We start from the raw sequence: 12,485 nt of genomic DNA, 5'->3' as shown, positions 1-12,485 counted from the left end.
TAGGGCGGCAGGCCCGATCTGTTTAAATCTTGTAGCTAGGCGCGTGCTGCTGGAGCCACTGCTCAAGCATCATCAAGATCCACAGCATTTCGCCGTAATAGCCCGGGTGCTCGGCCAGGCGCTGATCCAGCAATTGGCGCACAAAGGTATTGTTGACTAAGCCTCGCGCCACCAAGCTTTCCACCGAGCTCGCCGCCAAACCCTTCAGTTCTGCATTGCGGGTGGACCAGACGCCGAAGGGCAGACCAAAGCCTTGCTTCTTCTTGGTGATGATTTCATCCGGCAGGAATCCGCGCAGGGCTTCCTTGAAGAACCAGCGCAGCTTCAAGCCTTTGAGCTTGTACTGCGGTGGCAGCTTGAGCGCGATGGCCAGCATGCGGCCGTCCAGCATGGGGAAGCCCACCTTCAAGCCGGCCAACTGGGTGGTGCAGCGAACCTTGGGTAGGTCGGCTTCAGCAAGGGTGTAACGCCAATCGAAGGCCAACATGCGGTCCACCAGATGATCGGCTTTGGGCTCCGCCCAGACCTGGGCCTGCTGGTCATGCGGGCTAGCTTGATCGACCGACTGGAGGAAGGCTGGTGATAGAACCTCGGCGACCCCCAGACGTTCCAGCAGGTTGTAGGTTTGAAAGCGGCCAGGCATTGGGACCTTGGCCTGGCGCACATAGCTGCTCGCCTTGCGCAAGAGCGGCGTGGCTTCGGCCGCGCGGTTCAGGAGCAGCGGGTCGACAAGCGCCGTCCGCAGGCCTTGGGGAATGTCATCGTAGACGCCGAAAACTTTTTGCTTGGCATAGCGGGTATTGCCCCCGAATAGCTCATCGCCGCCGTCACCTGCCAAAATCTTGGTGACGCCGTCTTGCTTGGCCATCATGGCGCAGTAATAAGCGGGCAGGGCAGAGGAGTTGCCAAAGGGCTGGTCGTAGAAACCCGCCACCAAGGGAATGCTCTGCACCAGGTCTTTGGGCGTGACGTAGTACTCGTGGTGTTCGGTGTTGAAATGTTTGGCGGCCAGACGGGCATATTCCATCTCGTCATAGCCCTCGGCCTCAAAACCGATGGAATAGCTGGCGGGCTTTTTGCCGCTGACGCGTGCCAACATGCCGGCGATGGTGGAACTGTCGGTGCCGCCACTCAAAAAGCACGCCGCTTTGCCGCCATCCAACTGGGACAGCACCGAATCAGCCAGGGTCTGCAAAAACTCGGACTTGAGCGTGCCGAAATCCGGCTTGCTGAGAGGCTGAAAATCGGCGGTCCAGAAGGGCTGAACGCTGAGCTCGCCTTGTGAGAAAACCGCGAAGTGGCCGGCGGGCAAGCGGAAAACATCTTTGAATATGGTGCGCGGCGCCGGGATGACGTGGAAGTAGAGGTAGTCGTAAATCGCCTGCGGATCGATTTCGGCGCCGCTGGCCAACTCGTCGGCCCGGCTGGCAAAACGCAACTCATTGCCAACTACCCGGTAGCACAGGGTTTCGATGGCAAAGCGATCCACCGCCAGCACCGTCCGGCCGTCGTCAAGATCCATGCCGAGAGCAAAACTGCCTTCAATGCCAGCCAGTACCTGCGCTGGGCCTGCGTTGGCAAAAGCCTGTCGCCACGCGGCTTCTAGGCTCTGGGTGCCCTGCACCTGTGGCTGTTTCGCAGCACTGAAACGTGGGTTGCCGGTCAACAATGCGCGGGAAAGTGCTGTCATTTGCGTTCTTTATCAAAAAACTGGGAGTTTTTACACAGGTGGCGCAGTATCGGAAATGCCGAGCGAATATAACCGATGGCCGTTGCCGCGATATGAGCGAGGCATCACTTGATTGCCCTTTCTTTACGGGGGCGAATTCAGGGTTTCGCTCAAGTATCATCAGCTTCAGATTTTCCCCGGAGCCCCATTGAATCGTCGAGTTCTCATGATTGCCTACCATTTCCCGCCTCTGGCGGGCAGCAGCGGCATCCAAAGAACTTTGCGCTTCGCCCAGCATTTGCCTGCGCTGGGCTGGCAGCCTCTGGTCCTGAGCGCCAACCCAAGAGCCTACCCCAGTACCAGCGCGGATTTGCTCTCTGAGATCCCCCCCGACTTGGTGGTCCAGCGTGCTTTTGCCCTGGATACAGCGCGGCAGCTATCAATTTTTGGCCGCTACCCTGGCTGGATGGCGCGCCCCGATCGCTGGCTGAGTTGGCGCTTTGATGCGGTGCGCCAAGGCCTGCAGATGATCAAGCGCTATCAACCTGACCTGATCTGGTCCACGTTCCCGATTGCGACGGCGCATTTGATTGCGGCGGATTTGCAGCGCAAATCCGGCTTGCCCTGGGTGGCCGATTTTCGTGATCCGATGGCGCAGGATGGGTATCCCACCGACCCGGAGGCCTGGGCCGCATACCGTCGGGTGGAGCAAACTGTTTTTGATCAGGCTCGCCATTGCACATTCACCACGCCAGGCGCATTGGCCTATTACCGCCAAAGATATCCAAAACGGGCAGACGATATTTCCTTGTTAGAAAACGGGTACGACGAGGCGAGTTTTTTGGCCGCAGAAAAGAAACTCGTACCTGCGGCACATTTGGTGAGTACCGTGGGGGGCGTCAAACCTGCAGCTCCTTTGATCTTGCTGCACAGTGGCATTGTCTACCCATGGGAGCGGGATCCGCGACCCTTGTTCGCCGCGCTGGCATATTTGGCTGCTAGTGGGCAGTTGAACTCCACACAATTGCGCCTACGCTTTCGCGGCTCAGCCCATGAGCAGGAATTGATGCAAATGGCTACGGCGGCGGGCGTGTTGGATTTTGTCGAACTGTGCCCGCCTTTGCCCTATGAAGAAGCCTTGGCGGAAATGATGTCAGTGGATGGCTTGTTGCTTATGCAGGCAGGGAATTGCAATAGCCAAATCCCGGCCAAGGTCTATGAGTACTTCCGGGCGGGTCGGCCGGTGTTCTGCTTGACTGATCCCAGCGGCGACACCGCTTCCGTTTTGCGCTCGGCAGGACTGGATGAAATCGTAGACTTGGACTCTATTGATGCCATCGCCACGGCCTTACCTCGTTGGCTGGGTCAATTGCATGTAGGGGCCGCTGCATTGCCTGACATTAATTCGGTTCGGGCTGCTTCAAGACATTCGCGATCACAGGATCTGGCGAAATTGCTGGATCATATTTGTTCGCCTAAATAATTAAGTTAGTGGGCTAGGCCTGATTCTCATGACAACTCGAAGTTCGCTTTTCTTCTCATTTCTGGATCGTTATGCAAGTCTGCTAATCACGGTCGGTTCGTCCATGGTGCTTGCGCGTTTATTGACGCCAGCTGAGATAGGTATTTTTTCAGTCACCATGGTGCTGTTGATCTTCGCCAATACAGTCCGAGACTTCAACTCTGGCCAGTATTTGGTTCAACAAAAAACCTTGACGGAAGACCACATTCGCGCTGTTTGGGCTCTCCAGCTTGGCCTAGGGATTGGATTGGCTTTATTGATCCTGTGTGCCGCTTACCCGGTTGCTTGGTTCTATCAGGAGCCCCGAATGCGCGACATCATGCTGGTGGTGTCGGTCAACTATGCAGTCAACCCTTTTGGATCTTTGACGAACGCCTGGTTGGTGCGCGAAATGAGGTTTCAAGCTCTGGCGATAATGCGGTTCGCCTCAGTTCTGACTGGAGCTTTATTGTCGATGTGGCTAGCTTGGCGCGGCCATGGGCCCATCAGTTTGGCCTATGGATCACTGTGTTCAACTATTGTGAGTGCAATGGTGGCAGTCTATTTTCGCCCGCAGTCGTTTCCTTGGCTTCCCGGACTCCAGGAGATACGAACAGTTCTAAGCTTCGGTTCTAAACTGACCGGTAGTTCTTTTATCAGCAATATGGCAAATTACTCGCCCGAGTTGCTCTTGGGTAAACTGCAAGATGCGGCGGCGGTAGGTTTCTACTCGCGTGCCAATGGACTAGTGCAAATGTTTTACCGGCTTTTCGTTGACGCGGTTTTGGGTGTTTGCATGCCGTGGTTTGCTAGGCGAGCACGGGAAGATGGGGTTGTTGCTAAACCGCTTTTGAAGGCGACGTCATACCTCACGGTTGTGGGTTGGCCATTTTGTTTAGGTTTAGCAATTTTGGCGGACCCGGTCATCTCACTCTTATATGGAGATCAATGGGGCGAGTCGGTCGACCCGACGCGCATACTGGCTGTGGCGACTGCCCTCATGGTTCCGTCTACGCTTAGTCGTACGGCGTTACTGGCGGCCGGTAAAGTGGATTCAACCGTGAAAGTGATTGCCTTGAATTCAGCACAGACGGTTGGCTTCGTTGGCCTTGGTGCGTATTTGGGCTTATCGGCTTTGGCTTGGGCACTGCTGGTTTCGGCATCGCTAACAGCCTGGCTTTGGTTGCGGGAAACGCGCAGTCACTTGGCCGTCTCGTATGGCGCGCTTGCTTCAGTATGTTGGCAGAGTGCGAAAGTTAGCGTAGTGGCATCTCTGGGAGCGGTTGCCGCTTGTTTGGTGTTTGGCTTGCATCCAGTTCACAGCCTGCCTTCCATCTTGATGGCCATCGGTTGGGGTATTCCGAGTTTTGTGGTGGCGGTATTTATGTTCGAACACCCAATCCGAGAAGAATTGGTGAGCTTGGCTGGTCGACTTGGCTTCAGTTTTAAAACGTGAACGGGTGAGAGTTGCTGTTCGAAGTAGGACAAGCTTCCGACCTAGTTATACAGCGAAAGGTAAGGGCCAGTGATCGAGAGTCAAAGTCAATGTGAGCGGCGTGTCCGATGGGTCATTCCGAATCCCAATCCGCGATCGGCCAGCTTGCGTTATCGCTGCCTATACCCTATGGAGGAGTTGAAAAAGGCAGGCCGTTCTATTGGCTTTTGGAAGGAGGGGGAGTCTATAGATGCTGGCCTGACCCTCGTCTTTGAAGCTTGGTCTGTATTCCCGACGGTCAATCCGCTGTCAACTGCAGAGGCTTTGGTTATCTTTGCAGAGCAAGCAGTACTGAAGGGCGCGCGAGTCGTCGTCGACAACTGTGACAACCAGTTCGCCTGTTCAACAGAAATCGATGGATGGTCTTCCGGGTTGGAATTCTTGCGGCGCTTGGCTGGAATAGCTCAAGTTATGGTCTGCTGCTCGAACGCGCTCGGCGAAGAGATGCGTAGACAGTTTGGTGAAAATCTGAAAATTCAAGTTATTGATGACGGCTTGGAAAGCAGTTTACTCCTCGAGTCAGACAGTTTCTGGAAGAGAGTATTGAGTCCGACCAGAAAGTTGGCATGGTTGTGGGCTCTGCATCTTCTTATATGGCTCGGATTCAACCGCGTGGGCAAACGTACACCTTTGGTCTGGTTTGGCTCTCATGGCAATCCTTTTGCGAATGGCGGCATGCTTGATCTAAAAGGGAAGGCGGAAGTTCTGATTGAGTTGAATTCTAGGTATCCAATCAGCCTGACTATTATTAGTAATAATCGGAAAAAATTTGATAGCAATTTTCAGGGGTGGCCGTTTCCAATTCACTACATAGAGTGGAATAGGGTTACCTTTCATTCAATTTTGAGGTGGCATCAAATAGCTTTAATTCCATCTGTCGATAACGAATTTACTCGATGTAAAAGCAGCAATCGCCTTACTCTGGCTGCTTTTCATGGGTTGGCCGTTGTTGCAGATCCGATGCCTGCGTACCTACCCTATAATTCAGTTATCGCGAATGGCGATTGGCTTACCAATTTGGAGAGGCTTATCATTTGTCCAGGAGAACGGGAGAAGCTTGTCGCTAAAGCTCGTGACTTCGTTTGCCAACGCAACGCCAAAGAATTGATTGCGAGTCAGTGGGATGGAGTGTTTTTTTCGAAAAAATGATTGGACGTTGCGTGGGAATGCAGCTTGCAAAGCGCGCTTAGATGGAACGCAAGTGTTGGATAAATAGCTTTACCAATTCAACGTAAGTTGAAAGCGATTTTGGTGAGATAAGCACTGCTTTTTTAATTGCTGCAAACGATCTTGTTTTGTCACCTTCTTTGCGGTATCCGTAGGCTTGACTGCAAAGAATGGCACCAATCCGTTGTCGAATCAGTGCTCGCCAGGCTAAAAACTCGGTCTTCGAAAGCAGATCTTCCAATGCTTGTATCAACCAGTCATCAATAATAAAAGAATTTGATTTTTGTGTTAGTGAATTGAAATTTGTGCGGTATCCGGCGGTGGCATCTGGGATGAAACAAAAATCACCATGCGCTGACAATCTTATCCACAGATGAACATCCTCTGCCATGCGTAAGTCTTCAGAGAAATGCAATAGTTCCTTCGGAAATTTTTCCCGATCAATCACGGTAGTAATTGTGCACGCTGGACAGCAATCAAGAAAAATTTTTACTGGACGTCTATAAACAATAAATTTACTTGTTGTCTGCGTTAGTTTGAGCGCTCTGCTCTTTTCTTTATGGTTGTGAAAAAACCGTGGGGAGTAAACGGTATCTGTTTGGTCAATCGAATTGTAGTCTGAGCAGCTAAAACCTGCGGATGTACTACGTAATGCTGCGATATGTGTTTGCAAGTGATTGTTCAGCCAAAGATCATCGCTATCTAAGAAGGCTAAATACCGACCTTTGGCGTTGGCGATTGCTTCATTGCGAGCACGAGCTGCGCCACCGTTTTTTTTTAGCCTAATCAACCTAATCATTGGCGACGAAGCGGCTTGTATTCGATCCAAGGCCGAAATCATGGTCGACTCAGTGGAGCAGTCGTCTACGACTATAATTTCGACGATTAAATCAGATGGTTTTTTTTGAAGTTCGACAGAGCGAATGGCCCGTTCAATGTAGGTGCCGCTATTGAAGGCCGGAATAATCACACTAACAGAGTTGCTGGGCCATTCGTTCATTTCTAAGATCCAAACAAGTTGTATGATAATGTCTAGTCGACCGGAGTTCGTCGGTCAGTTGGCGGATGTGTCGAGTATAGTAGGAGATTATGGATCCGCGTCAGATCATGTGTGCGGAAAATGATATTGGGTAGTTTTTTGCTAGCGTTCTAGTGCTCTATTGGAGTGCTGTATTAAGGGGGGGGCATTCACTGATCGCTTGCTATCGGGGCGGTGTTAACTGGTTTGGCAGTGCCAGGCTGGTTGAGGACTCTATGGGTCTCGTGGGCGTGCAATACCAAGGTGCGCCATCGTGAAATTCCGAATCGAGGCCAAGTCCTAAATTGTTTAGGGTGGTCATTTCGGTTAGCGCCGGTAACGCGATCCAATGTGGGGGCGAATGATGATTTGGTGCCTACTTTTGCAAATGGTTGCACGGAATTTTTACATGGTAGGCATTGTCGTATCGGGACTCCACGCAAGACAAAATCTTGTCATAGTCTGAATTGCGATGCGCAAATAGCGATCCGCTGAAAAATCTGAGCTGGTGGCGTGAGTTAGTAACACTATGAGCACAACCGCATATCGGACATCATTCAAATAGATTGAAGTAGCATTATTGATCTGGCTGGCCGACTGCGTTCGCGGTCATGCGCAGGTTGGATTAACCTGCTGCACCAATTGCGGTGCTGTACGTAATTTTGATAGGGGACCTACTTGGGCGATGCAGGGCACCATGGCATGCCTAGAGTGGAGCCTTTTAACGAAAAGAACGCATCCGTCTGAGGTAAATTGATAAGCATTTAATACTCCGTCCTCGTCATAGTCCATGTAGATGTTTGGTCGGTTTCCTGATTAAATGGGATTACGACCGAAGTGCCTCCTGCCCAGGCGTGATCCCATTCGCCTAGACGCATCATGGAAAGTACTAGTGAGATCAATTTTCTCGTCGCATCAGTGTGTGATTGGTGTGAGACGACTTTCTCGCGAAGAGTGCTTAATTCAAATCGTGACGTCGAATGACTAGATACACCGCCTTGAGGTTGCACAAGCGTCGCTGCTAAATTGCGTTTGATTTTCTCTGTTAGACGGTTTATTTTCGGGTTTATTTGGTTTTTGCTGATGCACCGAACTCCGTTGAATATTAGATCTATATTGACGGGGTGGAGGGCTTGAGGCATTCTGTCGAAGGCCAGTTTGCGCTGTTTCCTATAAGGAAGAGGTAAGGTTTCTCAGGGAAATTTGTTGATAAGAATTTATTGTTTCTAGTATTGGGCGGCTGCTCCAATTGCGCTAGTGTGGGCGTGCTCTTGAGGTTTATTTTTTCTATTTTTCCCGGGCGTTGAGCCGTATTCCGATGGCGCCGAGGCTGTTCGACAGATTTTCTGAAAGCTTCTTCAGTGCGGTTCTTGTCTTGTGCTTTCTTTTTTCGGTGAATTCGCCGATGAGAATGACAATAAATATTGTCAAAAGCATCATGCTTAACCAATCAAGTTTATCTGCCGGATCTAATTTCAGTATTGCTGCATTTAGCTGTAATAGTGGCATGTGAAGCAAGTAGATGGAGAAGGTGTAATTGGCGCAACTTCTGATCCACTTTTTTGAATGTTCGCCAAATGGATTTCTATTTTTCAGAGAAATCGCTGCGCCATAGAAGTGCAGCATGACTAAAGATCCCACAATGTAATTGCTCAAAAAGCTCTTTGACCAAGCTAGGCTTTCTTGTGTGAAATCGATTCCAAGCCAGTTTGCGGTCATCCAGTTGAGGTGCCCGTGTATTCCGCTCTGGCTATATATCGCGTAAATCAATGGTGTTAGTAGACCAAGCAACAAGCCCCAAATCGAGTGGGCATGCGTTCGTGTGATCAACCAGTTGGCGGCGATTCCTAGGAGCCATACTGGCAATAGCAATAGGATTTTCGGTCCGCAAATCAGGGTGCAGAAAGTTGTGGCAATTATTCGCTGGCTGCCGCGTAGGAAATAGAGGCTGGCGAAAATTGCGTAATACCAGAATTCATAGTTTATTGACCAATAGGGTACATTGCTAAAAGGTAGTAAATTTAAGAACCACAACTCGCCGGCGAAAAGCGCATTGATCGATAAGCGCCAAAAAACCATGTCTCCTGGGGCCCAGTTACCTTCATAAAGCTCCGGCATTAAATTTCGACCTAGGCTATCGGCGGCATAGGTGATTAGCAGGGCCGGTAGGGCAACAGACCAAAGCCTGGAAAGTCGAGCTAAGGCATAATCAGCGAAACCTCGATTTTGATGGATGGTAACTTGTGCAATGACGAGTCCTGAAAGCACAAAGAATACCATTACTGCATCATTGGCATATGATCCAATTGTTGACAGCCATCCGTCTGTAAATCTTGGATACTTGGTGTGGGCCAGCATGACATAGGTTGCGGCGAGAAAACGCACCAAGTCTAGGTAGATGGAGAATTGGTCGCCCCAAAGACCGAATTTGGTCTTGTCTGGTTTGGCGCTTGAATCAATGGCGAGCCCTAGCATATGAAATAAGCGGCGAGTTAGTGGTGCAATCTGGCGTAAATCAAGGGCGGCGTAGTGTCAAGGCTGCCCGGCACTGGGGGCTTTACGGGCAACAACAACAAATTGGCGCCATCGCGTATCTTCAATATGTTCACGAAAAATGAGGCGCAAGAGCCCAATCTTCCAGCCGGTCCACCAGTGTGAATTAATCCCGACGACACGATCGATCGTGAATCCACATTCTTTAATCGTTCGCTGCATGCTCAATTTTGTAAAGAACCGCAAGTGCGTGCGATCCAGAATGCCGGCATCTACATATCGCCACTCCTTCTCGATCAGCAGCTCTTTCAAATTTTCCAAGTAGCGAATGTTTGGCAGGGAAACCACTAGGGTGCCATTTGGTTTGAGTTTTCGCCAAGCTACTTTCAGTGCGGCGACTTCATCAGGCATATGTTCCAAACTGTCATTGAAACTAATGCTGTCAAAGTACTCGTCTGGTAGAGGCGTGTTTTCGTCGAAATATCCTTGAATGACTTTGCTGAGGCGTTTGGTCGCCTCGGCGCTCGGGCCGTCTGTTGGCTCGACGCCCCATACCTCTACGGCCCGGCCTTCCCTGAGCAAGCTCTCTCCAAAGAGGCCTGCCGCGCAGCCGACATCAAGATGGCGCTCTACCTTGGCGGGTAGCAACGCCACAACTTCGGGACGTGCGCAGGTGTAGTAAATGCTTTTGTCCATAGATTGGGCGGCTGGAGGCGATAGGTTGCTTCGGGCAGGGCGGGTGGACTTCAGGTCTGTGCGTGGATTGCTCAGCGGATATTGAGCAAGGGCAAGCTTTTGACCAGATCGTCAAGTGCTTTGAGTTGGGTCAGGAAGGGTTCTAGTTGATCCAGGGGTAAGGCACTGGGGCCGTCGCACTTGGCTTGGTCTGGCTCAGGGTGCGCCTCAAGAAAGAGCCCTGCCAAGCCCACGGCTAAACCTGCGCGGGCCAGGTCAGCGACTTGTTGGCGTCGGCCGCCAGAGGCTGCGCCTCCTGGGTCGCGTTGTTGCAGAGCGTGGGTTACGTCGAAAATCACGGGTAGGTCCTGGCAGGCCTTCTTCATCACGCCGAAGCCCAACATGTCTACGACTAGGTTGTCGTAACCAAAACATGTGCCGCGATCGCATAGGATCAGTTGCTCGTTGCCCGCTTCCTTAAACTTTTCGACGATGTTTTGCATCTGCGAAGGACTGAGGAACTGTGGCTTTTTGATGTTGATGATTCGGCCGGTTTTGGCCAGTGCAACGACCAGATCTGTTTGCCGCGCCAAAAAGGCAGGCAGTTGCAAGATGTCGACAACCTCTGCCACTGGCTTGGCTTGCCAGGGCTCATGCACATCGGTGATCAGTGGAACGCCGAACTCAGTCTTGACCGCCTCGAAGATTTTCAGGCCTTCCTCGAGGCCGGGGCCGCGGTAGGAGTGGATGGATGATCGATTGGCTTTGTCGAAGCTGGCCTTGAAAACGTAGGGGATGCCCAGTTTGTCGGTCACGCGGACGTACTCTGCAGCGGCTTGGAGCGCCAGATCCTTGGACTCCAGCACATTGATGCCGCCAAACAGCACAAAGGGCAGTTGATTGGAGACTTGAATATTTGGATTGATGGATATCGTCGTCATGATGAGTTTTGTGTCGAGTTAAGTCTTGGAGCTTGAGGGGTTCGTGGCGGCAGTTGTGGGCAACCAGGGCTCCAAAAGGCTGAGGTGCTTCTCAACTGCGCCCCGGGCTTGGGCCAAGCTGGTGTCGGTCTCTTGGACTCTCTGAGCACGCTGTAAGGGATTGTTGATTAGTTCCAGCCACATCGCGGACAAGGATCTGACCTCGCGGTGTTCAGCAATGGCGTTTCTTTCCAGCATGAGGCTGTAGACCGGGAAAGAAGGATAGCTGGGATTCCATCCTGGGCTGACTGTGACTGGCGTGCCAAAGGCCAAAGGTTCAAGCACATTGTGGTCAACACCCACATGGGCCGCAGTGGCTGCGGCATAGACGTCACGCAACTCGCCCATGGTGTCGAGCACCAGGCACTGGATGTTCGAGTCCAGGGGCATGTCGTCAATCTTGGATCTGAACCGAGCCCGCAGATTTCGTTGGGCTAGGTAGTCGGCCAGCGTTTGCATACGTTCGCTGCGTTCTGGATGGCGGGGTGCGAGTACCAGCAAGGTATCTGGTCGCTGTGCCAGCACCTTCAAGAAAGCATCCAACACCAGTTCCTGCTCATCAAAATTGGTAACGCAACCCGTGACAATCACAGGCCGGCCGGAGTCCAGTAAACCTTGCAATAGCTGAGGGCTGCGTGCTTGCGTTGCACTCCAGCCTTGACGTTGCATAGCGTCAAACTTGATGTTGCCTGCAACGCTGACTCGCGAGGCCTCTGCACCGGCATTCATGACCCCTTGTCGGACCACTTCGGTCTGTACCGCAAGTACGTCAAATGCTCGCAAGTAGTCGCGTTGAAACCATCGCCGCTCCAAATGGTCCATACGGCTTGGCGGGGTGTAATGGTAGAGCCAGCCATTCACCAGAGCGCACATGGCGCCGGCCTTTCTGGCTTGCAGCACAAAAGCAAAGGAAAAACGGCAAGGAGCATCCGAAGGCCAACACGGGATTTCCGCCACAATCAATTGAACCGGCGGGTAGTGAAGTACCAAGTTGCAGGCATCACTGCTGTGTCCGCTGCTGACACACAACACGGCATCGGGATAGCGGGCCATGTAACTATCCCGGTACTGCGGCCTGTCTGTGATTAGAACCAAGCGCAAGTTGGGCTGCGACTCAACAACATGACGCAGTAAAGGCTCAATGGCATTGAGCTCACCGATGGTGGAAACATAAACCCAAAGTGCAGGCTCGGGCGTTGAGGGCCGAGGTAGTGGCAACAGATTTTTTTCGCGATTTACGCGTAAGTCGCTTAGCCGCTCCAAGCAACGAAAGGCCAGCCACTTCAAGTGCAGCCAGATTCCAATTGGGCGGGGCGCTGGGCGTATGCTCATCGTTGAAGGCGATTATTGATGGTGTGGTTCGTTAAAGCACTGCTGTTGCACCAATTTCTCAGGCTAACTTGAATTGGGTCTATTTCCATTGGTGGTGTCGATTGTATTTTTTATTATAAAAAAACTTCCACGTCCTAGTTGTTGTTGAATATTCG

At 51.8% G+C, this 12,485-nt stretch carries 9 protein-coding genes; 3 read left to right on the top strand and 6 right to left on the bottom strand.

Going from position 1 to position 12,485, the window contains the following annotated elements:
• Positions 1–22: 22 nt before the first annotated feature.
• Positions 23–1,522, bottom strand: coding sequence for an asparagine synthetase B family protein (locus AT984_RS08790; RefSeq protein ID WP_231741598.1), 1,500 nt, complete (start codon positions 1,520–1,522; stop codon positions 23–25).
• Positions 1,523–1,895: 373 nt separating this feature from the next.
• On the opposite strand from AT984_RS08790, the gene AT984_RS08785 reads away from it, so the two are divergent.
• From AT984_RS08785 to AT984_RS08775, 3 genes are all read left to right on the top strand, one after another.
• Complete coding sequence (locus tag AT984_RS08785; protein ID WP_058719778.1) at positions 1,896–3,152, top strand: glycosyltransferase; 1,257 nt, start codon at positions 1,896–1,898, stop codon at positions 3,150–3,152.
• Positions 3,153–3,180: 28 nt separating this feature from the next.
• A complete protein-coding gene (locus AT984_RS08780; protein ID WP_082679895.1) occupies positions 3,181–4,626 on the top strand; it encodes a lipopolysaccharide biosynthesis protein in 1,446 nt (481 codons plus the stop codon).
• Between the two features lie 168 nt (positions 4,627–4,794).
• Positions 4,795–5,814 (top strand): hypothetical protein, encoded by a 1,020-nt coding sequence (locus tag AT984_RS08775; protein ID WP_058719776.1) that lies wholly within the window; start codon positions 4,795–4,797, stop codon positions 5,812–5,814.
• Positions 5,815–5,851: 37 nt separating this feature from the next.
• On the opposite strand, the gene AT984_RS22465 is transcribed toward AT984_RS08775, so the two are convergent.
• The 5 genes from AT984_RS22465 to AT984_RS08755 form a co-directional block, all read right to left on the bottom strand.
• On the bottom strand, positions 5,852–6,832 hold the full coding sequence (locus AT984_RS22465; RefSeq protein WP_082679894.1) for a glycosyltransferase family 2 protein: 981 nt from the start codon (positions 6,830–6,832) through the stop codon (positions 5,852–5,854).
• 1,305 nt (positions 6,833–8,137) lie between these two features.
• Positions 8,138–9,325: an acyltransferase family protein gene (locus AT984_RS08770; protein ID WP_058719775.1), complete on the bottom strand. Its 1,188-nt coding sequence runs from the start codon at positions 9,323–9,325 to the stop codon at positions 8,138–8,140.
• Positions 9,326–9,382: 57 nt separating this feature from the next.
• Positions 9,383–10,039: a class I SAM-dependent methyltransferase gene (locus AT984_RS08765; protein WP_058719774.1), complete on the bottom strand. Its 657-nt coding sequence runs from the start codon at positions 10,037–10,039 to the stop codon at positions 9,383–9,385.
• A gap of 71 nt (positions 10,040–10,110) precedes the next feature.
• The gene (gene kdsA, locus AT984_RS08760) at positions 10,111–10,959 is read right to left on the bottom strand and encodes a 3-deoxy-8-phosphooctulonate synthase (protein WP_058719773.1); all 849 of its coding nucleotides are present in this window, start codon (positions 10,957–10,959) and stop codon (positions 10,111–10,113) included.
• A gap of 18 nt (positions 10,960–10,977) precedes the next feature.
• On the bottom strand, positions 10,978–12,330 hold the full coding sequence (locus AT984_RS08755) for a 3-deoxy-D-manno-octulosonic acid transferase (protein ID WP_082679893.1): 1,353 nt from the start codon (positions 12,328–12,330) through the stop codon (positions 10,978–10,980).
• Positions 12,331–12,485: the final 155 nt, after the last annotated feature.

Origin of the sequence: Paucibacter sp. KCTC 42545 (assembly GCF_001477625.1) — a bacterium.
GTDB lineage: Bacteria > Pseudomonadota > Gammaproteobacteria > Burkholderiales > Burkholderiaceae_C > Paucibacter_A.
The sequence above is the reverse complement of the archived record's forward strand: the minus strand, read 5'-3'. Positions and strand labels throughout refer to the sequence as shown.

Bases quoted from the DNA above. Each gene is read 5' to 3' on its own strand.
- kdsA (WP_058719773.1), bottom strand. From the start codon at position 10,959: ATGACGACGATATCCATCAATCCAAATATTCAAGTCTCCAATCAACTG.
- AT984_RS08790 (WP_231741598.1), bottom strand. From the start codon at position 1,522: ATGGATCTTGACGACGGCCGGACGGTGCTGGCGGTGGATCGCTTTGCC.
- AT984_RS08755 (WP_082679893.1), bottom strand. From the start codon at position 12,330: ATGAGCATACGCCCAGCGCCCCGCCCAATTGGAATCTGGCTGCACTTG.
- AT984_RS08765 (WP_058719774.1), bottom strand. From the start codon at position 10,039: ATGGACAAAAGCATTTACTACACCTGCGCACGTCCCGAAGTTGTGGCG.
- AT984_RS22465 (WP_082679894.1), bottom strand. From the start codon at position 6,832: ATGAACGAATGGCCCAGCAACTCTGTTAGTGTGATTATTCCGGCCTTC.
- AT984_RS08770 (WP_058719775.1), bottom strand. From the start codon at position 9,325: ATGCTAGGGCTCGCCATTGATTCAAGCGCCAAACCAGACAAGACCAAA.
- AT984_RS08785 (WP_058719778.1), top strand. From the start codon at position 1,896: ATGATTGCCTACCATTTCCCGCCTCTGGCGGGCAGCAGCGGCATCCAA.
- AT984_RS08775 (WP_058719776.1), top strand. From the start codon at position 4,795: ATGGAGGAGTTGAAAAAGGCAGGCCGTTCTATTGGCTTTTGGAAGGAG.
- AT984_RS08780 (WP_082679895.1), top strand. From the start codon at position 3,181: ATGACAACTCGAAGTTCGCTTTTCTTCTCATTTCTGGATCGTTATGCA.